18 protein-coding genes and 1 riboswitch are annotated in these 24,056 nt (G+C 41.8%); of the genes, 10 read left to right on the top strand and 8 right to left on the bottom strand.

Annotated elements, in window-relative coordinates; genetic code table 11:
• The 4 genes from L1272_RS07400 to L1272_RS07385 all read left to right on the top strand — a co-directional run bounded on the left by L1272_RS07400 (nt 1) and on the right by L1272_RS07385 (nt 6,012).
• Nucleotides 1-546: a condensin complex protein MksE gene (locus L1272_RS07400; RefSeq protein ID WP_063705788.1), complete on the top strand. Its 546-nt coding sequence runs from the start codon at nt 1-3 to the stop codon at nt 544-546.
• Nucleotides 546-3,332 carry an ATPase gene (locus L1272_RS07395; RefSeq protein WP_235373091.1) on the top strand — a complete coding sequence of 929 codons (2,787 nt, stop codon included), beginning with the start codon at nt 546-548 and terminating at the stop codon, nt 3,330-3,332. Before L1272_RS07400 ends, L1272_RS07395 begins: the two co-directional genes overlap by 1 nt.
• Before the next feature lie 122 nt (nt 3,333-3,454).
• Entirely contained in the window at nt 3,455-4,009 is a 555-nt protein-coding gene (locus L1272_RS07390; RefSeq protein WP_235373090.1) for a DUF4136 domain-containing protein, read from the top strand.
• Between the two features lie 164 nt (nt 4,010-4,173).
• The gene (locus L1272_RS07385; protein WP_235373089.1) at nt 4,174-6,012 is read left to right on the top strand and encodes a TonB-dependent receptor; all 1,839 of its coding nucleotides are present in this window, start codon (nt 4,174-4,176) and stop codon (nt 6,010-6,012) included.
• 170 nt (nt 6,013-6,182) lie between these two features.
• Here L1272_RS07385 and L1272_RS07380 read toward each other — a convergent pair whose 3' ends face one another.
• Nucleotides 6,183-6,431: a YkgJ family cysteine cluster protein gene (locus L1272_RS07380; RefSeq protein WP_054551936.1), complete on the bottom strand. Its 249-nt coding sequence runs from the start codon at nt 6,429-6,431 to the stop codon at nt 6,183-6,185.
• A 158-nt stretch (nt 6,432-6,589) separates the two neighbouring features.
• Between L1272_RS07380 and L1272_RS07375 the strand changes: the two genes are divergently transcribed.
• The 5 genes from L1272_RS07375 to L1272_RS07355 all read left to right on the top strand — a co-directional run bounded on the left by L1272_RS07375 (nt 6,590) and on the right by L1272_RS07355 (nt 14,638).
• A complete protein-coding gene (locus L1272_RS07375; protein ID WP_235373088.1) occupies nt 6,590-7,762 on the top strand; it encodes an efflux RND transporter periplasmic adaptor subunit in 1,173 nt (390 codons plus the stop codon).
• A 3-nt stretch (nt 7,763-7,765) separates the two neighbouring features.
• Nucleotides 7,766-10,918, top strand: coding sequence for an efflux RND transporter permease subunit (locus L1272_RS07370; RefSeq protein ID WP_138600495.1), 3,153 nt, complete (start codon nt 7,766-7,768; stop codon nt 10,916-10,918).
• 158 nt (nt 10,919-11,076) lie between these two features.
• Complete coding sequence (locus L1272_RS07365) at nt 11,077-12,693, top strand: L,D-transpeptidase family protein (protein ID WP_235373087.1); 1,617 nt, start codon at nt 11,077-11,079, stop codon at nt 12,691-12,693.
• An 8-nt stretch (nt 12,694-12,701) separates the two neighbouring features.
• Nucleotides 12,702-13,565 carry a D-Ala-D-Ala carboxypeptidase family metallohydrolase gene (locus L1272_RS07360; protein WP_235373086.1) on the top strand — a complete coding sequence of 288 codons (864 nt, stop codon included), beginning with the start codon at nt 12,702-12,704 and terminating at the stop codon, nt 13,563-13,565.
• Between the two features lie 71 nt (nt 13,566-13,636).
• Nucleotides 13,637-14,638, top strand: a complete 1,002-nt coding sequence (locus tag L1272_RS07355; protein WP_235373085.1) for an alpha/beta hydrolase — start codon at nt 13,637-13,639, stop codon at nt 14,636-14,638.
• 64 nt (nt 14,639-14,702) lie between these two features.
• Here L1272_RS07355 and ribB read toward each other — a convergent pair whose 3' ends face one another.
• Entirely contained in the window at nt 14,703-15,356 is a 654-nt protein-coding gene (ribB, locus tag L1272_RS07350; protein WP_138616028.1) for a 3,4-dihydroxy-2-butanone-4-phosphate synthase, read from the bottom strand.
• A 106-nt stretch (nt 15,357-15,462) separates the two neighbouring features.
• Nucleotides 15,463-15,610: riboswitch (FMN riboswitch) on the bottom strand.
• 47 nt (nt 15,611-15,657) lie between these two features.
• On the bottom strand, nt 15,658-16,596 hold the full coding sequence (locus L1272_RS07345; RefSeq protein ID WP_138600484.1) for a LysR family transcriptional regulator: 939 nt from the start codon (nt 16,594-16,596) through the stop codon (nt 15,658-15,660).
• Nucleotides 16,597-16,698: 102 nt separating this feature from the next.
• Between L1272_RS07345 and L1272_RS07340 the strand changes: the two genes are divergently transcribed.
• A complete protein-coding gene (locus L1272_RS07340) occupies nt 16,699-17,355 on the top strand; it encodes a nitroreductase family protein (protein WP_235373084.1) in 657 nt (218 codons plus the stop codon).
• A 72-nt stretch (nt 17,356-17,427) separates the two neighbouring features.
• Here the strand turns inward: L1272_RS07340 and L1272_RS07335 are convergent, their stop codons facing one another.
• From L1272_RS07335 to carA, 5 genes are all read right to left on the bottom strand, one after another.
• Nucleotides 17,428-17,682 carry a hypothetical protein gene (locus L1272_RS07335; protein ID WP_194441580.1) on the bottom strand — a complete coding sequence of 85 codons (255 nt, stop codon included), beginning with the start codon at nt 17,680-17,682 and terminating at the stop codon, nt 17,428-17,430.
• A 203-nt stretch (nt 17,683-17,885) separates the two neighbouring features.
• Nucleotides 17,886-18,929: a S66 family peptidase gene (locus tag L1272_RS07330; RefSeq protein ID WP_235373083.1), complete on the bottom strand. Its 1,044-nt coding sequence runs from the start codon at nt 18,927-18,929 to the stop codon at nt 17,886-17,888.
• A gap of 116 nt (nt 18,930-19,045) precedes the next feature.
• Entirely contained in the window at nt 19,046-19,522 is a 477-nt protein-coding gene (gene greA / locus L1272_RS07325) for a transcription elongation factor GreA (RefSeq protein WP_235373082.1), read from the bottom strand.
• Nucleotides 19,523-19,573: 51 nt separating this feature from the next.
• Nucleotides 19,574-22,792: a carbamoyl-phosphate synthase large subunit gene (gene carB, locus L1272_RS07320; protein ID WP_054551508.1), complete on the bottom strand. Its 3,219-nt coding sequence runs from the start codon at nt 22,790-22,792 to the stop codon at nt 19,574-19,576.
• 16 nt (nt 22,793-22,808) lie between these two features.
• Complete coding sequence (gene carA, locus L1272_RS07315) at nt 22,809-23,945, bottom strand: glutamine-hydrolyzing carbamoyl-phosphate synthase small subunit (protein ID WP_055020805.1); 1,137 nt, start codon at nt 23,943-23,945, stop codon at nt 22,809-22,811.
• Between the last annotated feature and the right edge of the window lie 111 nt (nt 23,946-24,056).

Raw genomic sequence — 24,056 nt, 5'->3', positions numbered from 1 at the left:
ATGACAGATATTAATTTAGATGATTTAACGCATCTGCAAGCTATTAATAAAAAGCTCACATCAGGCTACCACATTAGCGAACAAGACACGCTGATGTGGCAAGAGCTTGATCAACACATTGATGCATATCGCGCGTTATTTAACGCCCTTGGCCATGACCTACAACACGATAGCCGTGGCTTTTACTATTTTGGTAGCGACGAAAGCACCCCAAATATGGGGAAAATTTCGCGAGCCATCGCACTGACTATCTACATCTTGATTGAGCACTATGCCAATACTGGTAAAGATCCAATGCGTGCCTTGTTTGACGAAGTAAACGACCTTGAACTAATGCAAACCTTAGTGCAAATCAACAAGCATTTGTTTGATCAATTAGAAATTTTCTCAGGCTCAGATTTACGCAAAGACGTCTACCTGCGTATGGTGCGTTTAGGTCTGGCTCGCGAAGTAGAAAACGGCTTTATGCTGCAAGCACCTATTTATCGTTATATCGATGCATTAATGGAAGTAAACGAAGAAACCTACCTAGGAGATGACGAATAATGCAAAGCCAAAGCCTATACGGACTCAGCAAACTTGCGCTTTTAAATACCGCTGGCTATGCAAAATGCGTGATCCCGTTGGATAAAAGTAGCTCTATTTGTGCACCGAATAATACCGGTAAAAGCTCGGTAATTAATGCCCTGCAATTTCCACTGATTAATGATTTGCGTTTAACAGAATGGGATGGCCATGATTTAGACGAAACCCGAAAATTCTACTTTTCGTCAGACCAATCCTATATTTTGCTTGAAGCTGACCTACCTAATGGCCCTGTGGTGATTGGTGTTGCTGGCCTTGGTAAAATTGCTGGTTACGCGCATCAGTTTTTTTGCTACCAAGGTAAGTTGAACCTTGAACACTACACGCAAGGCAAAACCATTGTAAAATTCACCAGGCTTTTTAATCACTTAAAAGAGCAAGGTTTTAATCCAATTGAATTAAAAGCGCAAGAGCTAAACGCCCTACTCACTGGCGGTGCAACCCCATTTGATGGCGATATCAACTTAAAGATGATCCCCCTCAATAACGTGCAAGACTCAGCGATTTACAAAGAAATTTTCCGCCGTATCCTTAACTTGCATAAGTTAGGTGCCAGCGATGTTAAACGCTTTATGTTACGCGTATTTGAGCGCCATATGTCAAACTCACGAGTTGATTTTTATGAGGTATGGCGACGTTCATTTGATAAAGTGAATCGCGCTAAACGTGAATTAAAAGCCCTTGAGTCAATGCAAGAGCCAATCGCAGCTCTTGAATCTATGCTTGAAAACCAAACGGTTTTAAAAGGTAAGCTTGCTGCCTATGCGCCAAAAATTGACCAAGCACTGATTGACTTTGAAACCTATCAACAAGAGCAACTCTCTGAGCTAAATATTGCCCTTGAAGATATCGAACACGAAAAGCACGAGTTCGAACAAAAGCAGCAGCTGTATATTCAGCAATCCCGTGATATTGAACGTAAACAAACTCAAATTGAACAATGGTTTTTAGACTATCGAGCGCTTAAATCTGAGTTTGAATTGGTTAATAAAGCCACCCTAAAAGTAAGCCTTACGCAGCTTAAACAAGATTATGAATCGCTATCGCATTCATTAAGCAGTGCCCAAGGTCAAAGCTTACACACGCTTGATTACCGTATTAGCGAAACACAAAAGCAAATTAAGAGCTTAAAATTACAGCTGAAGAACCTTGAGTTCAATTTATTCACCCGTATGCGTGAAGATTTGTCTTTAAAAGAAGTTGAAGAAATTTCGCGTATTCTAAACCCAGATATCTTATCGTTTGCCACCACCAGCAATGGTGATGTTGATATCACAGACGAAGATGCTTTTGGTGAGTTTTTAGAGCAATTATCGGCAAATGTGAAAGGCGGTGTACTGACACTCCCTGGTGCAAGCATCAAACTCAAAAAGCTAAGCCCAGTGCAAATGCAAACTGGCGAAAATAAAGAGCAATTAACTGCGCAACTTGCTGCTCTTGAAAACTCACTGAAAGAGTTTAAACAACAGCGCGAAGTCGCCGCAAATGTCGCCGAAAAGCAAAAAGAAAAAGATGCCTTGTATGATGAGCTAATGGCCTCAGAAGAAGCATTAAAACGCTTTGAACAATTTGAAGTTATGCAGCAATCTGTCGATGCACAAACTCTGCTAAAAGAGCAGTTAAATGCAGAACGCGAACAAGTTGACGACTACCTGCAAGACATTCAAAAAAATAGTGGCTCAATCAGCGATCGTCGCTCAATTATCAAGTCGAAAAAAGATTTGCTCGCGCGCCAAGCTGACCGTTTACGCCAAGTTAAATCTGAACGTATCGATCACACCCTTGATGTTTACTCAGGAAAAGTCACTCCGTACATGATTGAAATCAGTATTGATTTTGATAACTTAAGTGACCTCATTCACCACTTCAATAAAGACTGCCAAGAGTTACGTAACTTTGATATCAACGTACGTAACACCTACCTGCATATTTACAATGCAGGTATTACTAAATTTGATAACGAAAATGATGAGTTTACTAAATACGAAAAGCTTATTAGCGCGTTTCATAACATTGATAACGAGCGCGATGCGGTTGAACGTCAAGGCAGAGTTGCGTTAACTGAAGTAGCCGCCACCATTAAAGGCTTGCGCGAAGACTTAGACCGCCTACGCCGCGAAATGAACAGCTTTAATAAAGGCATTAGTCAGCACCGTATCTCTAACCTTCAAGCATTTAAAATTAATGTTATTCCTCGCAAGGTGTTGGTTGATAGCATTGATACCATTATTAGTACCTCAAATCAGTTTGAGCAAGGCGATACCCTAGACCTATTAAGCCAAGAGCCTTATAGCGAATCTGCAGTAAACGAAGCGAAAGATCATTTGATTAAGCTTGCCTCTGAAAAAGCTGGTTTAACACTGACCGACTTATTCGATATTCGTTTTGAAGTCGTAAACCGTGCTGGTGAAACTGAGCACTTCGAAAAAATCGATTCAGCCGGTTCTAACGGTACGCGTATTACCATTAAGTTACTTTGCGGTATGCTGTTTATTCGTTACTTATTAAGTGATCAAGAACAAAACTTGTATCGTATTCCGATTTATATCGATGAAGCAGCCGATATCGACCCACAAAACCAAAAAGCAATTATCGAAACCGCGCTTAGCTTTGGCTTTGTGCCGATTTTTGCCTCAGTTAAACCACAAGTTAGCTGTGATTACATCGTCCCTATTCGCACTGTTAAAGATGGCGCACAAAACTGGGTCGATGAAAAAGACTGGATAGAAGTGGAACACAGTGCTTAATTACAAACTATTACAGTACTTTTTTGTAAATGTGCCATAGTTTTTAAATAATCATTCAGTTGAGTATTATTTGTGTTATGTTATCAATCAAGTAGTGGAAATTTTGCCAAGGAGCAAACAATATGAAGAACCTATTAATCGCGACGGCTGTATTATTTTTAGCGGCTTGTGCTAAAACGCCTGATTGGGATTACGACAAATCAGCAGATTTTAGTAATTATAAAACCTTCTCTTGGGTACCTAATGCCAGCTTGACTAAAAACGTAGCGAACTACCAAATTAGCCCTTTAATGGAAAAACGCGTTCGTGAAGCCGTTAATGCTGAACTTGAAAAAAGCGGTATGAAGCTAGTTGATTTAGCGCAAGCAGATGTACTAATTAACTATCATGCCTCAGTTGATACAAAAATTGATGTAGATACCTTCAACGTGGGTTACGGTGCACGCTGGAATTACTGGGGTATGGGTTACAACACGCAAACAACTGCTCGCGAATACGAAGTGGGTACGTTAATTCTAGACGTGGTAGACCGTGCTTCTAACCAATTAGTTTGGCGTGGTGCGAAAGAAGGTCGTTTGCAAAAGAACCAATCACCTGAAAAGCGCACTGAAGTTATCAAAGAGACTGTTGCTAACATTCTAAGTAACTTTCCACCGCAATCTATTAATCAAGACTAAACACTATTTTAGTTAAAAGACCGCGCAATTAGCGCGGTTTTTTATTGCCTGTTGAAATCTGGTTGGAGTGGTATAACTCAGTGATTCAGATACAATACCTGCAATTTCCAGTGCGCTCTTAACGGCCACTGCAACGAGTTAATCAAAATAATAGAGAGTTTTAGATGGTACGCGCAGTACAGCTTACACTTCCCGCATTATTCGTCACTTGCTCAGTACTAGCAGAAGACACCAACAATATTGAACAAATCACCGTTGAAGTTTCTGCAACCGCAAATAAAGAGCCTGTTGGTACCTTTGATGCGCCGGTATCAAACTTAGAATATGACCCACGTGTCGATTTACAATCGCGCAATATGGCTGAAGCACAAGCTGATGTCACCATTCGCGGTGGTATTTTCGAAAATACTGGCTTTCGTGTTGGTAGCAGTACATTATTCGACCCGCAATCTGGTCACTACTTTGCTGAAATTCCGATTGCACCACAAATGCTAACAGGCCCTTCAGTGCTTACAGGTGCTGATAATGCCCTTTATGGTATGAATAGCTCGGTTGGCACAGTTTCATTTGGCTGGCGCCCTATCACAAGCACTGGCAGCGTTTCACTTGGCACAGGTACGAATGGCTTTAATTTACAAAGCATTCATGCTGCCCATAGCCAAAAGCTGGATAGTAAACCAGATTGGCGATTAGGCTTTGAGGGTGAATACTCGCACTCAAAAAGTGATGGCTCAATTGATAATGGCGACCACGACTTTGAACGTGCCTCAGCACGCGTTCAAATTGCAAGCGATACCTCGCAAACTGATTTAATGTTCGGACGCCAAGAGAAGTTTTTTGGTTGGCCAAACCTTTACACGCCATTTAATTTTAACGAAACCGAAGATCTTGAAACCAAGCTTTTCATGCTTAACCACAAGCAAGTGTATGGTGAGAGCAATACCTTTGAAGTGACTGGCTATTATCGTAAACATAACGACCATTATGTTTTGTCTCGTGAAAACCCAGCCATTTTTGAAGCGTTTCACGAAACCACGGTTAAGTCATTGGCACTCTCTGGACGTCACCGCTTAAATAACGATTATGCTATTAATTATGCAGGGCAATTTATTGCTGATGAAATTGAATCAACGTCTCTTGAAAACAACTTTACGTCACGCAATTACACTAAGCTAAGTATCTTGCCTGAGTACAAGACAGCCCTTACAGCGAACAAAGAGCTTACTGTACGTATTGGTGCAGCATTTGATAATACTAACCATGATAGCTCAGCTACCTCATTGATTGCCGATGCCAGCCTTAAAGTAGCTAATCAAAATGGCAGTGAACATACTTGGTATGCGTCATACGCCGAAGCATCACAAGTTCCCGGTTATACCGCAATTGGCGGCAGTGAAACGGGCGGATTATTCAGAAGTAACTACAGCCTTGAGCGCGAAACCACCGATAACCTTGAGCTAGGTTTACTGATTGAACAGTCTTCGTGGCGTTTAGATTCAGCTATTTTCTACCGTAAAGATAAAAACCTGACAGATTGGACATATCGCTTTGATGCAACCTCAGCTCGTTTTGCCAACCCGGTTGATATAGACACCTTAGGCGTTGAGTTTTTAGCGAATAAATCGTTTGAAAGCACTGAGTTGATTGCCAGCTACACCTACTTAAAAAAGTCAGAAGACTATGGCGCGGCAGATATTGATGCGAGCTTTTATGCGCTTAACTACCCTGATCACCGTGTAACACTGGGTGCAGTATGGCAACCAATGGATGTGCTTGAGCTACGTATCGATAACGAATGGCGTAAGCAACATAGTAACCGCTTACGTAACTCTGATGATGAAGCCTTCTTCACGCAGTTAACGCTAAAATTCACCCCAGCTCAGCTTGATAATGTGTTTGTTACCTTTGCAGCTGACAACATTTGGGATGAATCTTTCGAAGAAGTCCCGGGTACCCCTGGTCGCGGCGAGCAATATACTCTCAGCGCTACTTATACGTGGTAAACAAAAACAACAATGCCAGTCAATTGACTGGCATTCCTCTATCGCGCTACCGCCTAGACATCTCACGAACCATAACCAAAATTATATTAAATGCTGTGAATAAAAATTTGGTTATAAAAAACACAACTGATCCCAGTAACCGTTAAAAAGTGTTAAAGGTTTAATCTTTTTTAAGTCATCTGCTCAAGCTCGGTAATTAAATACAATGCTTGTTCGTTAGTGGTGCCACATACATCAACGGTAGCAGAAAAGTCACTACACACCTTAGGCCTTGATTCATCACCAAATAATTTACATAGGTTATTATCATCAAGTTGAATACAGCGCTCTCCCGCGGCTTTCCCGTTTGGCATTCCTGGGATCGGTGAGCTAATACTGGGTGCAATACAACAGGCGCCACAGCCTAATCTGCATGCCATTTGATCTGTCATTGAGTACCTCTTATAGAACCTTTGTAGCGCCTTTGTAATATGTGTAATGGTTTGTTACATCTTCAAACGCCTTGTAAACACTTTATTGCGTATGCTTAGCCTATCAAATTTATTTTTAATTACCGTCAACCGTGAGGGACTATCCCGTGGCTAGTAAAAAACAAATCATTCTCCCTATCGCCGTATTAGTCGGCGGACTTGGAATGGCATTCGCATTTGCCTCAATGAAGCAACCGCCAGTAGAAAAACCAGAACAAGATCTGCGCCCGCTTGTATCAATCAAACCGTTAAGCTTTGACGCCATTACCCTTGATGTAAAATCATACGGTATCGTTAAACCTAAAAACCAAACTGAGCTTGTTGCGCAAGTAAGTGGTCAGGTTGTGTCGTTATCAGATCAATTTGTACAAGGTGGATTTGTTAAGCAAGGCGACATTCTAGCACGTATTGACCCAAATGATTACGAAGCAGCACTCATTGAAGCAGAAGCAGGACTAGCCCAAGCAAGCTCTGCACTTGAGATAGAACGTGCACAGGTGTCAGTTGCGCAAGCTGAGTGGGACCGCATCAAAGGTGACTCAAACCAAGTTATCCCTTCTGAGCTTTATTTACGTAAACCACAACTTGCTGAAAAACTTGCAAGTTATCGTGCTGCGCAAGCGAGTGTAAAACGCGCTAAACGTAATCTTGAGCGCACATATATTAAAGCGCCTTACAATGCGATTATCGACGAACGCCTGATTAGTCTAGGTAGTGTGGTAAACCCAGGTAACAGCTTTGGTAGCCTGAGCTCAACGTCACTGGCTGAAATTCGTTTACCTGTTGCTGATAAAGATCTGCAATACCTAAATAACCAAGGAATTGGTGCAAGCGTATCAATTAATGCTGAATTTGCAGGTAAACAAACAACGTGGCAAGCAACTATTGTTCGTAGCGAAGGAGTTGTTGACCAACGTAGCCGCATGAATTATTTAGTAGCACAAGTAGCAACGCCTTATGAGCAAAAGCAGCCATTACGTTTTGGCTCATACATTAACGCCACTATCGAAGGCCGAGCGTTAGACAACGCGATTGTTGTTCCGCACCATTTAGTTAAAGATAAAAAAGTCGCTGTTTTACAAGATGGCGAAACGCTTACCTTTAAAACACTTAACATCGTTCGCGAACAAAATGGCATGGTGATCGCCGATAATGGCCTTGCTAACGGTGAGCAACTTATTACATCGGCACTTGAATACCCAACTGAAGGCATGGCGGTCAAGTTAGATGACGCAACACTGAGTGTGCCAACAACGCAGTTAGCGTTAAAAAAGGAATAAGCCATGACCACGCACAGAGAAAAAGGGCTTATTGCCTGGTTTGCTCGCAACCCAGTTGCTGCAAACTTACTTATGATTTTCATTTTAGTGGGTGGCTTATTGACGGCAATGTCGGTGCGTAAGCAAATGTTCCCACAATTTGAGAGTAACTGGATCAGTATTCAAGCTGTCTACCCAGGGGCTGCGCCGCAAGAGGTAGAAGAAGGCATCACCATTAAGGTCGAAGAGTCTTTAGAAGGCCTCGAAGGCATTAAACGTTTAATTACCTATTCGAACCGTGGTTTTTCACAAGCTTGGATCGAAATCGAAGAAAAGTACGACCCGCAAGAAGTACTCGATGAAATTAAGATGCAGGTTGATTCAATCAATACCTTCCCTGCAGAGATGGAACGCCCAATTGTTCGCCGCGAAAAGTTTGAGCAAGAAGTGATGATACTCGCGCTGTATGGCGATATGAGTAACTACCAGCTCAAAGAACTTGGTAATGATATTAAAGATGAGCTACAAGCTTTACCACAAATTAACTTGGTCAACTTTTACAGTGGCTTAAACTACGAAATTGGCATCGAAATTAGCCCAGATAAGCTACGTGAGTATGGTTTAACTTTCCGTGATATTGCCACAGCCGTTCGCAGCTTTTCTGCCAATATGTCTGCAGGTCAAATTCGCTCTGAAAATGGCTACATTTCAATGCGTGTTGAAAACCAAGCATATCGTGGTAAAGAGTTCGAAAATCTGCCTTTATTACACTTACCAGATGGCGCTCAAGTTTTCTTAGGTGATGTAGCAACAATTAACGACGGCTTTGAAGAAGGCTTACAATACTCTAAGTACAACGGTAAAAACTCACTGACTTTTGAAGTAAATGCTTCGAAAGATCAAGACATCACTAAAGTTGCTGCGGTATTAAAAAAATACCTAGCAGATAAAGCACCACAGTTACCAGCAGGTGTAAAACTATCACCGATTGTTGATTTAACTTACTACCTTGAAGGTCGTCTAAACATGATGATCGACAACATGATTTGGGGTGGTATTTTAGTGATGGTGGTACTGGCGCTATTTTTACCACTACGCTTAGCGTTTTGGGTAATGATGGGCTTACCTGTGTCATTCCTAGGTGCATTTTTAATGATGCCACTTGGCTTTATTGATATCACTGTTAACTTAGCTTCTTTATTCGCATTTATACTGGTGCTCGGGATAGTCGTTGATGATGCTATTGTCGTCGGTGAGTCTGCCAGTGCTGAAATTGAAAAGCACGGTCATAGCCTAGATAACGTAGTCCGCGGCGTAAAACGCGTTGCTATTCCTGCAACCTTTGGGGTGTTAACTACAATTGCCGCATTTTTACCACAAACACTGGCATCAGGCCCTGGCTCTGCGTTTTCTAAAGCCATTGGTGGTGTAATTATCCTATGTTTAATTTTCTCACTAATTGAGTCAAAACTGATTCTACCGGCTCACTTAGCGGCAATGAAAAATAAACCTGCGAACCCTAAAAATCCATTACATCGCTTACGTTTAGGTATGGATAAAGGCCTCAAGAACTTTGTTGATAATTACTACACACCATTTATTGGTCGCTGTATTCATTACCGTTACACCGTGATTGTTGGCTTTATCTGTGTACTTATTGTTAGTGGCGGTATGTTCGCTGGTGGCTTAGTGAAATTTGTTGCGAACCCTAAAATTCCACATGATTTCCCACGTATCTCGGTTGAAATGAACTTATCTTCTTCTGAGCAAGCAACCCTTGAGACAGCGCAAACAATTGAAAAGCTGATTTTAGATGTCGATAAACAACTTGAAGAGCAATATGGCCAAGCAATGATCCGCGATTTATCGGTTAGTTTACGCGGTCGAACAAGTGCACGCATTATGGCGATTTTGGTTGAACCAGACTTACGCCCTATTGATACCTTCCAATTAAGTGCAATGTGGCGCGAACAAATGCCACCACTGCCAGGTGTGAAAACGCTGAATATTGAAGACAGTATCATGAACGGTGGTCGTGATGACGGTGATGTGAGCTTTCGCTTAGAAGGCAAAGATATCAATAAGCTCAAAGAAGTGGCTGCTAAGTTAAAAGAAAAGCTAAATAGCATGCAAGGCGTAGGCGATGTAAATGACTCACTACAATCTGCAACTGACGAGGTTCAACTTGAACTTAAACCACTCGCTTACAGCTTAGGGTTAACCCTTTCAGATGTGGCATCACAAGTTAGTTTTAGCTACTACGGCCTTGAAGCACAACGTATTTTACGTGACGGTGAAGAGATCAAAGTAATGATCCGCTACCCTCGTGAATCACGTAACGCAGTTAGTGACATCACAGATGCGCGTATCATTACGCCAACAGGTGTTGAAGTGCCGCTTGCTGAAGTTGCTAAAGTTAACATTGTAGATGGTGTAAACCGTATTCGCCGTGAGAACGCTAAACGTACTGTAAACGTGTGGGCTGCGGTTAATACTGACCAAGCTGAACCATTTGCCATTGCAAAAGAAATTCGTGACGAATACTTACCTAGCCTACTGAAAAGCTACCCAGGTGTAGAAAGTAATGTAGCCGGTCGTATTCAAGAAGAAATGGACAGTGTTGCAGAACAAGTACGTGACTTTGCTTTATCAATGATGATTATCTTTGCGTTACTTGCTATTCCACTACGCTCGTACTCACAGCCATTTATCATCATGTCGGTTATTCCATTCGGTGTCATTGGTGCAATGTTTGGCCACATGATCTTAGGTATGACAATGAGTAGCCTATCAGTATTCGGTATCATCGCTGTTGCAGGTGTTGTCGTAAACGACTCGCTAGTGATGGTCGACTTTGTCAATAAAGCCCGCGCCGAAGGTGTTGCAATCAAAGAAGCGGTAATGCAAGCCGGTGCGCGTCGTTTTAGAGCAATATTACTGACCTCGATTACAACCTTTATTGGTGTATTACCAATCATTATGGAAACAAGCTTACAAGCAAAAATCGTTATCCCAATGGCTGTATCTCTAGCATTCGGGGTGTTATTTGCAACGGTCATAACGCTTATTTTAATCCCTTGTCAGTACGTCGCGTTAGAAGACTTCAAACGCTTAATTGGCAAGCTAAGAGGTAAAAAAGCAGAGCCAGAAGCAAAATTACAAACAACCAGTCATTAATCCCCTCTCAAAATCCCAACCGAGCGCTTGGCAAGCTTATTTGCCAAGCGTTTTTTATTTAAAAATATGTTCCTATAAATCCTGTTGTTTTGCTAAGCTTAAATGAGCAAAAAAGAAACAATTCAAAAAATAACTAAATACGTTATAAGGACATAGCTATGAAAATTCTGCGCTACACAGCTTTGCTCAGTTGTTTATCAATTTGTATGCCAGTGCTTGCTGAGAACCAATACTTGCAACAACAGCTTGAACCTATTCTGATTGGTGAATCTCACAGTATAGAAGGACAGCATATCCATTCCCCTGAAATGACTGTTGCCACCTATAAAGCAAATAGTTTTGAACGAGTATGGGATGACAACAAATATGCCAAACAAGCGCTAAATTTAATTGCGCAAGCAGAACTTGAAGGGCTATCTCCTAACGACTATCACTTTGATACATTAATGGCGCTGGCCAACGAAATAGAGAAACGCGGAGCAGATGCCGTCGAAGCACAGTTTGATGTTCTAATGACAGATGCCGTCATGACCTATGCAAAACATTTAATTCGCGGAAAAGTAAATCCAAAACAATTGGCAGCCACATGGAACTATGAACAGTTTGATGTCAGCCCAGATGCTGCAGCGGCCTCATTACTCAAACATGTAAAATCAAAAAGCCTTGATAAAGGACTTGAAAACCTAAAACCTGTTTTGCCTCATTATAAGCGCTTAAAAGCCGCACTTGTGTTTTATCGAGAGCTTGATGCCACTGGCGAGTTACCTGACTTCGCACTGCAAAATAAGGTATTAAAACCCGGACAATCAGACCCAGCAGTACCGCATTTAAGACAAAAGTTAAAACGACTAAAGTATTTTGACGGCAGTAACAGTGATGCCACTGATTATAACGATGAGCTAGTCGCAGCAGTTAAACGCTTTCAAAATGCCCATCAAGTTGCTGATGATGGTGTGATTGGCAATGCGACGTTAAAACTACTCAACAAAGATTACAGTGAGTACGTTAATGATATTTTAGTAAACCTAGAGCGCATTCGTTGGGTTGATAACACGCTCACAGAGCGCTTCTTAGTGGTAAATATCGCAGGCTACTTTCTGTATTTGTTTGAAGACAACAAATTGAAATGGCAAACCAACGTAGTTGTAGGCAGAAACTACACCAAAACACCAATATTTAAAGGGCAAATGAGTTATATCGTGATGAATCCAACGTGGACAGTACCGCGGAGTATTTCAGGTGGCATCATCAAAAAAATGAAAGAAAACCCAAACTACTTAACCGAGAAAGACTTTGTTGTGGTTGATAGTCGCCGTAACCCAGTTGATAGCGAGAGTATAGATTGGCCGAATGCCAGCCGCAAAAACTTCCCATATTGGTTTGTACAACAGCCTTCAGAGAATAATTCATTAGGGCAAATCAAGTTTATGTTCCCAAATAAATACTCAATCTATTTGCACGATACCCCTGCAAAAAGTTTATTCCAGCAAGACCAACGTGCATTTAGCCACGGCTGTGTAAGAGTTGATGACCCATTCACCTTAGCTGAGAAAATATTAGAAACCTCAGATAATTGGAGCCGTAGTGAAATTGATGACGCCATTGCAGCGAAAGAAACTAAAAAAGTCAGCTTATCAAAACCGCTGGATGTACTTTTAATGTATTGGACCGTTGCGGGTAACGACGAGGGCCTACAATTTTATACCGACGTTTATAATCGCGATGGCGCGCTATTAAAAGCACTCACCACGCCATTAGCAAACAATACAATTTAGAGGTCACTATGTATTTCAGCCGTATTATTTTTAGTGTGTCCTTAGCGTTAACTACATGTTCTGTTGCTGCCATTGAATTAACTGACTCGCTGCACAGCCTTGTACTTGATGCAAAACAAGTGCTAACACTTGATAACACGGCTGATTTTGCTCCAACTGCAGTTTCAGATGTTGAGACAGAGCGATTAGGGCCAAATAGCATTGCCGTTTATGCGCCAGAAAATGCAGGGTTTTATAGCCTAGTACTGAGTAACAACAAAACGAGCAAACGCTTACTCGTTATAGTGAAAAAACCATTCAATGCTAACAATAAGCAATTGAATAGTTATCAAATAGGCCTCTACCCTGCCCCTTATAAAGGCTATACACAATACAGTGCACCAAACGGGTTTATAGAAATTTTTGAGAAAGACCTAACACGCCAGCTGACTCCTCATGTGCAAGTTAAAAATGTAATTTGTAAGCAAGTGAGTGGCTTTCCAAAATACCTTTATGTCAACAACGATGGCTTGATGATGCTCGAAGATCTGCTCTCGTTTGTACAAAATGAAGGGATTAAAGTCAGCAAATTTGCCTTTATCAGCGGCTATAGAACACCCCATTACAATCGCTCAATTGGTAATGGCAAACACAGCCGACACCAATACGGCGATGCCTTCGACCTATATGTAGACGAAGATGGTGATGGCCGAATGGACGATTTAAACGGTGATGGCAAACTAACGATTGCTGATGTTGATGTGCTTTATAAAGTGTTTGAAAAGTTCCAAAAACAGAGCCGCTATAATGGCGGTATTGGCCGCTATAAACCCGCCTCCCACCACGGTGGTTTTGTTCACATAGATAACCGAGGATTTACCGCTAGGTGGTAATTGCAAGCTCCATATAACCCTTGAATAAATATTATCCAATTGCATTATTACTATTTGATTGGTAAGTTGTTGTGATTAATGGAAATACTACAATAACAACAAAGGGAATTATGCGCTTTATCCTCTGCATTTTTTATATTTCAGTCCTCAGTGGTTGTCAGAGTTTTATTGCTTATCAAATCACTCAACCTGTAGAAGAGATATCTTACGGTGGCCCTGACGACCCAATGTTGAATACCGTTTACGAAGGTATATCTCACAAAACATGTAACACTACACATGAATGTTTAGCAGTTAGAATATTTTCCCATAATGATTTAATCGAATATTTTGAGCAAGGTGAACAATTTGGCATAACTTTTCAACTTAAATCAAAAGAGGAAATGGAAACATTTGAAACAACTTTAACCTCTATAAATGGTGCCAAACAGAAAAACGATTCAGCAATTATACTATTCCCATGTTATGGTGTGAGTAGTTTGATTTATAGCTTTCAAGCCCGCTGGCTTAGTCATTTTACCGGCAAAGATGTCATCCTAATGCCTGCGAGCAATCAATATAGTGAATTCAAATTTGGCCTAAATAGTCTTGATGTATTAAAGCATTTTTTAAATACCAACCAATACCAACAAATTGATATTTTAAGTTATTCAATGGGCAGTATTGCTGCTATGCAACTTGCAAAGCAAATGCCTAATGTAAATCAACAGATAATGGTTGCACCAATGGTGCATTTTGACATCGCACTAATGTCCGTAGCAAAAAATTACCACCCAAAATTAAGCTACTTTGTCGAAGATGATGATTTTAAAAACGCAGCAAAAGATGTAATTCAAGAAACTGGTATTGATGAAACACAACTTGATTTAATCGCCCTACTGAACGGCAAACAATCAGCTAATAGAACCACACTCTATGTCAGTAACGCTGACCAAATAAGCCCTGCTGGTTATTGGCAAGCACTTCAAAATAAGAGTGTATCCATAGTGCATTACAGTAATTTAGACCACACCAGAATGGTCAGCCTTATCAACCAAGCCATGCGCAATGAGGTTTTACATAGATTAATGTAAAAAGTGAAGCTACCAAGGTAGCCTCACTTTTTACTTATAGCTTATAGCGCAAAACTTAAAGCTTTTAACAAGCCTGTTTTTGCGTTGCTTGGATATAGGCAACTAAATCTTCAATCGATACAACAGGCATGTTGTGCTCACTGGCAAACTTGCTTACTTCAGGCAAGCGAGCCATTGAACCATCTGGATTCGTTAATTCACAAATAACACCAAACGGTGTTAAACCCGCTAACAGCATTAAATCAACAGATGCCTCGGTATGGCCACGGCGCACTAATACACCACCCGTTTGTGCTCGCAGCCCAAACACATGTCCTGGACGAGACAAATCTTCAGGCTTTGCATTGTCAGCTGTTGCCGCTTTAATGGTGGTTACACGATCAGTTGCTGAAACGCCAGTTGTCACGCCCGTTTTAGCTTCAATGGTCACTGTGTAAGCTGTTTTGTTCTGGCTGGTGTTATGTTCAACCATTTGTGGTAAATCAAGCTGTTTAACACGCTCATCGCCCATACAAAGACACACAATACCGCTGCCTTCACGGATCATCATGGCCATTTGCTCTGTGGTCAGGTGCTGTGCTGAATACACAAAATCACCTTCGTTTTCACGGTTTTCGTCATCTACTACAAGTACGCCTTCACCTTGCTGCAAGGCAGCAATAGCACGTTCAACGCGTTCAAGTGGTTCGCCAAATTGGCTAAGTAAAGAAGACTGAATCATCATTTTTAATACCTATTAAATTAAATATGAAAAGATTCAGGACATTGAAAGGCACAGCAAAAAAGACCACCCGCAGGCAGCCAATTACTGTTTTATAGATAAACTATATTCTCTTTCATCCGGACTATCACCGTCGGCTCTGGCCTCTCACCAGATCTGCTGACCTCTAACCAAAGTTAAAGCGCTCGCGGGCTCACTTAATTTCAAAGTATACCGCCGGTGGGGAATTTCACCCCGCCCTGAGAATGTTGCTTAATCAATAAGATGAATAAGCCAAGCTATTCTATACCTAAAGTAATTAGTTATCGAGTACCCGCTTATCTAATATGCCTTTTTCAATCAGTTGATTGAGGATCGCCTTGGTTTTTTCTCGGCATATATCACGCACTAGACGAACCGCGGGTGTAATGGACTGTCGACTTGGGCATATTAGCCAAAGCTCAGCACATAAGTGAGGATAATTTTGCATCACGGGCACTACCCGCCCACTTAGTAAATCATCACTGATATCAATACATGATTTAACCGCTAGGCCTTTACCAGCCACGCACCAACGCCTTACCAAATCACCATCATTAGATGCTCGGCGGCCTTGCATTTTCACCTTAAAACGCTCGGTTCCATCGGTAAATTCCCAGACATTATTGATGATATCTTGCAGTTGATAAAACAGGCCTTGATGCTGATTTAATTCATCGGGATGTGTCGGCGCGCCATGTTCGGCAATGTACTCCGAGGTTGCACATAACAGCCGCGGAACATTACAAATTTTAAAGCCATACAAATTTGAGTCGGATGGCGAGCCATACCTAAGGGCAAAATCAACGGAGTCTCGGTAAAAGTCGACATTACTATCGCTAATATGCGGGCGCATACTCAGCTTTGGATACTCATCAAGTAGCTCATCTAACCATGGGATAATGATGTTGCGGCCTAAATCTGAAGATAATGCGACTCTTAGTTCTCCTTCAATTTCATCATGCTCACCTTTTAACGCGAGTGTGGCTTGGTCTAGCATGAGCACTGCTTGCTGACACTGAGGTAAAAAGCGCTCCCCTGCCGCAGATAAACGCAAATGACGAGTAGTTCTAACAAATAACTCAGCCCCCAGCGCTGCTTCAACACGTTTAATTGCCGCACTGGCGGTAGCAGCTCGCATGTCTAATTTGGCTGCCGCGGTTGTAATACTGCGAAATTCAGCCACCTTGAGGATTAATTTAAGATCTTCAACCAGCATATTAACTAAAAATTTTTGATAATGTTTATTCAATTATGCGCTTTATCGTAAAGTATGCAAGGCGTAAACTGCACCTAATTGTTATACATGCGGGAGCAAATCATGACACACCCAATCATTTCTGACTTACAACGCCGTTATACTAGTAAACGTTACGACGCTTCAAAACAAATTAGCCAAGCAGACTTAGCTGTAATTTTAGAAGCATTACGTTTATCGCCATCGTCTATTAATTCTCAACCATGGAAGTTTGTGGTCATTGAATCAGAGCAAGGTAAACAGCGTCTGCATGATAGTTTTGCAAATAAGTTTCAGTTTAACCAAGTTCATGCAAAAGCGGCATCACACACCATTTTATTTGCTTATAACCCAAGCTATAAACGTGCTGATTATGAAAAAGTAATTGATGCCGATATTGCTAATGGCCGTACAAAAGCAGAAAACAAAGAGCAGGCTTTTGGTGCCTTCGCCTTTGTTGATTTAAATACAGATGAGCAAGGTGATAACGCCGCTTGGACTAAAGCGCAAACCTACATTGCCTTAGGTAATACTATGCATACTGTGGCTCGTTTAGGTTTAGATTCAACACCGATGGAAGGTGTCGATAAAGATTTACTCGGTGAGCTTTTTGCTGATGAATTAGGCGACTATGTATGTGAAGTGGCACTCGCTATTGGTTATCACGAGCCAGAGCAAGATTATAATGCTGCATTACCAAAATCGCGTTTAGATAAAGATGCGGTAATTAAGATTGTTTAACAAACCTTAATAGTTACGCCTTTTAATGTAGGCGTAACTTTAAATGGCTATTATAAATGAGCCTATAAGCTTTTAATCAGATAGAAACTGCCTATACACTTTTTCATCCAAGCCTAAATTAGGGCAAACCAAGGTTTTATCCTTCACCTTTGATAATGATAGTGTTTCATTATTAACAATAACAGCTTGATATTCTAGTGAACAGTTATCTTCTTTTGTTACGGACCATCTCGACAGCTTATCTAACGGTGATGGTGCTCCAGAAATAATATAAACCTCTGTTTCACCATATTTCTTAAAATTCAATAAATTATCATGAACTTTCACTAAACTGCATGGAGTAATTAACCCCAGTTTTTTTCTGTGTTATTTAACTTCACTGTACAACTTTCAGAATTTACATAAAGAGCACTTTTCGCAGTTGAACAGGACAAAAGTAATATCATGCCAAGCAATAATAATTTTACTTTCACACTAATATCTCCCAAAACCAAACTTGGTCACCTAGTTCTAGCCAATCAGAGCTTCCTTTAATTACATATTGTCTTCACAACCACATTACTCGCCATACCTTCACACAAATCTGCAGTTATTGTGGCAACAGCACCATTAATTAATGCTAAATTAGGGGCTACGTGGCCAATGTCGGCATCAACAATAACTGGGAACAAATTGCCTTTAAATGCGAGCTCTATTGCTTGGTATTCATCAAAGTAGCAGTCGTTATTAATTGCAGGGCTGCGGCCGAATACCACCGCATTTACATCAGTAAAAACATCATTCAACTTTAACGATAACAAACAACGTGCAAGGGCCATTGGACTGAGCTCTGCATTTTCTAGGTATAAAATTAACCCCTCTGGTGCATACTGTTTTTTAAACTCATGCAATGCATAGTAATTAGAGGGTAACAACAGACCTAAGGTATCTAAACAGCCGCCAATTAAGCGACCAGACACTTCAATTTGGCGTTTATCTTTATAGTTAATACAGCGCCATTGGCTAGGAGCAGTATAGTCAAATTGAGCCTCAGGCTTAGCTTTATAATCAATTTGCTTTTGCTGATAAAAAGGCGAAGCAACTTGATGCAATTGCTGTTTTTCTTCAAGTGACATGGCACTGAATATATTTGCTAAATAAACATCGGGATCGTCAGGGTGAATTTGCATTAAATTCGCAGCGTGCAAGGTTGCCCAGCCACAACGAGTGGTTAATGCACATGCAAACGTGCTGATATCTGAAAAGCCAACCAACCATTTAGACCTTGCTTTACTTATCGCATTGAAATCGAGAAGCGGTAAAATCTCCATGGTGAGATCGCCCCCCCATGGCGGCATGATGGCTGCGATTGAATCATCAGTTAAATACTGCATGAGCTCATCAGCACGTTGCTTTGCACTATTGTGTGACTGACGTAAGCAGGCACCTTCAATAACAGTAAAACCTTTGGCTGTTAAGCCATTAAGTACTATGTCTAAGCGCTCATGAAAGGCTTTATCAACACCTGATGAAAAAGCACATATGGCTATTTTATCACCTTGAACAAGTGGTTTAGGATACTGAATTTTCGCCATTATTACTCCTTCATTGCAACAGTTTGTAGCCAACGTACCGAATAAATCCACGCCTGTAAACAGGCATAAAAAAACCGCAGTGTGAACTGCGGTTTTTTCAATGCTTGGTTAAGCTACTAAATATACTCAACTTCAATGATTTCGTACTCTACTTCACCGTTTGGCGTTTTAATGATAACGGCATCATCTACCTCTTTACCAATTAAACCACGCGCGATTGGTGAGTTAACAGAGATCAGGTTGTTTTTGATATCTGCTTCGTCATCGCCTACGATTTGGTATTTTACTTCAGCATCGGTTTCAACATTAACGATAGTGACCGTTGTGCCAAAAATAACTTTACCTGTGTTAGGCATTTTAGTTACATCAATGATTTGCACATTTGAAAGCTTCGCTTCAATTTCTTGAATACGGCCTTCGCAGAAACCTTGTTGCTCACGAGCAGCGTGGTATTCAGCGTTTTCTTTCAAATCACCGTGCTCACGTGCTTCAGCGATATCAGCAACGATTTTTGGACGGATAACTGTTTTTAATTCGTTAAGTTCTTCGCGCAGTAATGCTGCACCACGAACTGTCATCGGAATTGATTGCATATTATTCTCACTTAATCCCAAGGGCGATTGCCTCGCCCTTGGCACATTTCCTTAGTTCATTCGCTGGTGTAGTTCCTGAACTGACGTCACCTTGCTACGGTCATCTGCTTGGTTTGCAGTACAGTTAGCAAATGCCGCGTTCAGAGTCGTTGTGTAGTTAGTCTTATGCTGTAACGCACCACGACGTAACACCTTCGAATCTTCAATCGCTTGGCGGCCTTCAGTAGTGTTTACAATGTAGCTGTATTCACCATTTTTAATTCTATCAAGAATATGAGGACGACCTTCGTATACTTTGTTCACGCGACGAACTGCAATACCAGCTTCTTCAAGTGCTTTTGCAGTGCCACCTGTTGCATCTAGCTCGAAACCAAGATCAGTCATGGTTTTAGCTAGTTCAACGATACGTGGTTTGTCACTGTTGCGTACCGATAGTAACGCGCGACCACCGCGTGGTAAAGTGTTGCTTGCACCTAATTGTGCTTTTGCGAATGCTTCGGCGAAAGTTTCACCAACACCCATAACTTCACCCGTTGAGCGCATTTCTGGGCCACGAATTGGGTCAACACCTTGGAACTTAGCAAATGGCAGTACCACTTCTTTTACGCTGTAGTAAGGAGGGATTACTTCTTTTGTAATACCTTGGCTTGCTAGCGACTGACCTGCCATACAACGTGCCGCTACTTTAGCAAGTGCGATACCTGTCGCTTTTGAAACAAACGGTACTGTACGCGCAGCACGTGGGTTTACTTCGATTAAGTAAACTTTACCGTCTTTCACAGCAAACTGTGTATTCATTAGACCTACTACGCCAAGCTCTAGTGCCATATCTGTCACTTGCTTACGCATTACGTCTTGTACTTCAGCTGTTAGTGAGTGAGCTGGTAATGAACACGCTGAGTCACCTGAGTGAACACCTGCTTGCTCAATGTGCTCCATGATACCACCGATGATTACTTGCTCACCGTCACAGATAGCGTCAACGTCAACTTCGATTGCGTTATCTAAGAAGTGATCAAGTAGTACTGGCGCTTCATTTGACGCTGATACTGCTTCGGTCATGTAACGACGTAAATCGTCTTCATCATAAACCACTTCCATCGCGCGACCACCTAGTACGTACGAAGGGCGTACAACCAGTGGGAAGCCAATTTCAGCAGACTTAACAATCGCTTCTTCTAAAGAAGTAACCGTTGCATTCTCTGGTTGAAGAAGGTTTAGACGCTCAACAAGCTGTTGGAAACGCTCACGGTCTTCTGCACGGTCGATTGCATCTGGTGAAGTACCAATAACTGGCACGCCATTCGCTTCAAGCTCACGAGCAAGTTTTAGTGGTGTTTGACCACCGTACTGAACGATAACACCTTTTGGCTTTTCAACACGTACGATTTCTAATACATCTTCAAGCGTGATTGGCTCGAAGAATAAGCGATCAGATGTATCGTAGTCAGTTGAAACAGTTTCAGGGTTACAGTTAACCATGATTGTTTCATAGCCGTCTTCACGTAAAGCTAATGCTGCGTGAACACAACAGTAATCGAATTCGATACCTTGACCGATACGGTTAGGACCACCACCGATTACCATGATTTTATCTTTGTCAGATGGATTCGCTTCACATTCTTCATCATAAGATGAGTACATGTAAGCTGTGTCTGAGCTGAACTCTGCAGCACAGGTATCAACGCGCTTATATACAGGCACGATAGCTAACTGGTGACGCTTCTTACGAATTTCTGCTTCAGAAACACCGGCAATTTCAGCGATACGCGCATCAGCAAAACCTTTACGCTTAAGCTTGCGTAAAAACTCAGCATTTAAACCAGCCATACCTACTTCGCTGATTGTTGCTTCGTCTTTTAAGATGTCTTCGATTTGAACTAAGTACCAAGGGTCAATCTTAGTTAATTCGAATACGTCTTCTACGCTCATACCGTGACGCATTGCATCAGCAACGTACCAAATACGCTCAGCACCTGGCTCACGTAATTCACGGATGATTTTTTCTTTTGCTTTCGGATCATCAAGGGCAACAATTGGGTTAAAGCCCGTTGCGCCAACTTCAAGACCACGTAATGCTTTATGTAGCGACTCTTGTTGGTTACGACCAATTGCCATCACTTCACCCACAGACTTCATCTGTGTTGTTAGGCGGTCGTTTGAACCTGCGAATTTTTCGAAGTTAAAACGTGGGATCTTAGTAACAACGTAGTCAATTGACGGCTCGAAAGACGCTGGTGTTTTACCGCCAGTGATGTCGTTTTGTAGCTCATCAAGGGTGTAACCTACTGCTAGTTTTGCAGCGATTTTCGCAATTGGGAAACCGGTTGCTTTTGATGCTAGTGCTGAAGAACGCGATACACGTGGGTTCATCTCGATGATAACCATACGGCCATCAACTGGATTCACACCAAACTGTACGTTTGAACCACCTGTTTCAACACCGATTTCACGAAGTACCGCCATCGATGCATTACGCATGATTTGGTATTCTTTATCAGTTAGTGTTTGCGCTGGTGCAACCGTGATTGAGTCACCCGTGTGAACACCCATAGGATCAAAGTTTTCGATAGAACATACGATGATACAGTTGTCGTTTTTGTCACGAACAACTTCCATTTCGTACTCTTTCCAACCGATTAATGATTCATCGATTAAAAGTTCATTTGTTGGTGATAAATCTAAACCACGCTCACAAATTTCATCAAATTCTTCTTGGTTGTATGCAACACCACCACCGGTACCACCCATAGTGAATGATGGACGAATGATACATGGGAAACCGATACGGCTAAGTACATCGTGTGCTTCTTCCATTGAGTGAGCGATTTCTGCACGTGGACACTCAAGGCCAATGTTCTTCATTGCTACGTCAAAACGCTCACGGTTTTCAGCTTTATCGATTGCATCAGCAGTTGCACCGATTAGCTCAACACCATGTTTTGCCAGTACACCGTGCTTGTCTAAATCAAGCGCACAGTTTAATGCTGTTTGACCACCCATAGTAGGTAGTACTGCATCTGGCTTTTCTTTTTCAATGATTTTCTCTACCACTTCCCAGTGAATTGGTTCGATGTACGTCGCATCCGCCATTTCAGGGTCAGTCATGATAGTTGCAGGGTTCGAGTTTACAAGAATTACTCGAAAGCCTTCTTCTCGTAGTGCTTTACACGCTTGTGCACCAGAGTAGTCAAATTCACAAGCTTGACCGATTACGATCGGGCCCGCGCCTAAGATAAGAATGCTTTTTATGTCGGTACGTTTTGGCATTGTTACTCCGGTTAAATTAGTTAGAACGTGCTTGCATCAGGTCGATGAAGTGGTCAAATAATGGCGCCGCATCATGTGGACCTGGGCTTGCTTCAGGGTGACCTTGGAAGCTAAATGCAGGCTTATCTGTGCGGTGAATACCTTGTAGCGTGCCATCGAATAAAGAAACGTGAGTTGCACGTAAATTCGCTGGTAATGTTGCTTCGTCAGCTGCGAAACCGTGGTTTTGCGCTGTGATCATTACAACATTGCGGTCAAGGTCTTTAACTGGGTGGTTACCACCGTGGTGACCAAACTTCATTTTCACCGTTTGTGCACCTGAAGCAAGTGCAAGTAATTGGTGACCTAAACAGATACCAAAGATTGGCGTGTCTGTTTCTAGGAAAGTTTTAATTGCTTCAATCGCGTAAGTACACGGCTCAGGGTCGCCTGGGCCATTTGATAAGAAGATACCGTCTGGGTTTAATGCCAGTACGTCTTCTGCAGATGTTTGTGCAGGAACAACGGTTAATTTACAACCGCGGTCAACTAACATACGTAAGATATTACGTTTAACACCGAAGTCATAAGCAACAACGTGGAACTTCTCGTCTGCTGCTTCTAGCGTTTTAAAGCCTGAACCTAACGTCCAGCTTGATTCGCGCCACTCAAAATTTTCCTTGGTTGAGACAACTTTTGCTAAATCCATGCCTTTTAAGCCTGGGAAGGCTTGCGCAGCTTCAAGCGCTTTATTCTCATCTAACTCGTCGCCTGCAATGATACAACCATTTTGAGCGCCTTTATCACGTAAGATACGTGTTAATTTACGAGTGTCGATGTCGGCAATACCTAAGATATTGCGTTCTTTTAAGTAATCACTTAACGATTGCTCGTTACGGAAATTACTTGCTAGCAGTGGCAAATCACGGATCACTAGGCCTTTAGCCCAGATTTGACCCGCTTCTTCGTCTTCGCTGTTAGTACCCGTATTACCGATATGTGGGTACGTCAAAGTTACGATTTGTTCCGCGTATGAAGGGTCAGTCAAAATTTCTTGATAACCAGTCATAGACGTATTGAATACTACTTCACCGACTGACATGCCGTCAGCGCCGATTGCAGTACCGCGAAACACTGTGCCGTCTTCTAGGACTAACAGAGCGGATTTAGTCAAGTTAACCTCCTAACAGTAAAAAACGGGAGTAAAGTCATTTGCTCTACTGCCCGTTTATAGCGATTGGAAACACGCATTTATGAATTTTTGGCAAATTGGCGCTATTCTACA

The sequence above is a fragment of the Pseudoalteromonas sp. PAST1 genome, assembly GCF_021532515.1.
Lineage (GTDB): Bacteria > Pseudomonadota > Gammaproteobacteria > Enterobacterales > Alteromonadaceae > Pseudoalteromonas > Pseudoalteromonas simplex.
This window is presented reverse-complemented; position numbering and strand designations above follow the sequence as displayed.

Excerpts from the sequence above, each read along its gene's own strand:
- L1272_RS07400 (WP_063705788.1), top strand. The coding sequence starts at position 1 with ATGACAGATATTAATTTAGATGATTTAACGCATCTGCAAGCTATTAAT.
- L1272_RS07395 (WP_235373091.1), top strand. The coding sequence starts at position 546 with ATGCAAAGCCAAAGCCTATACGGACTCAGCAAACTTGCGCTTTTAAAT.
- L1272_RS07390 (WP_235373090.1), top strand. The coding sequence starts at position 3,455 with ATGAAGAACCTATTAATCGCGACGGCTGTATTATTTTTAGCGGCTTGT.
- L1272_RS07385 (WP_235373089.1), top strand. The coding sequence starts at position 4,174 with ATGGTACGCGCAGTACAGCTTACACTTCCCGCATTATTCGTCACTTGC.
- L1272_RS07380 (WP_054551936.1), bottom strand. The coding sequence starts at position 6,431 with ATGGCATGCAGATTAGGCTGTGGCGCCTGTTGTATTGCACCCAGTATT.
- L1272_RS07370 (WP_138600495.1), top strand. The coding sequence starts at position 7,766 with ATGACCACGCACAGAGAAAAAGGGCTTATTGCCTGGTTTGCTCGCAAC.
- L1272_RS07365 (WP_235373087.1), top strand. The coding sequence starts at position 11,077 with ATGAAAATTCTGCGCTACACAGCTTTGCTCAGTTGTTTATCAATTTGT.
- L1272_RS07360 (WP_235373086.1), top strand. The coding sequence starts at position 12,702 with ATGTATTTCAGCCGTATTATTTTTAGTGTGTCCTTAGCGTTAACTACA.
- L1272_RS07345 (WP_138600484.1), bottom strand. The coding sequence starts at position 16,596 with ATGCTGGTTGAAGATCTTAAATTAATCCTCAAGGTGGCTGAATTTCGC.
- L1272_RS07340 (WP_235373084.1), top strand. The coding sequence starts at position 16,699 with ATGACACACCCAATCATTTCTGACTTACAACGCCGTTATACTAGTAAA.
- L1272_RS07330 (WP_235373083.1), bottom strand. The coding sequence starts at position 18,929 with ATGGCGAAAATTCAGTATCCTAAACCACTTGTTCAAGGTGATAAAATA.
- greA (WP_235373082.1), bottom strand. The coding sequence starts at position 19,522 with ATGCAATCAATTCCGATGACAGTTCGTGGTGCAGCATTACTGCGCGAA.
- carB (WP_054551508.1), bottom strand. The coding sequence starts at position 22,792 with ATGCCAAAACGTACCGACATAAAAAGCATTCTTATCTTAGGCGCGGGC.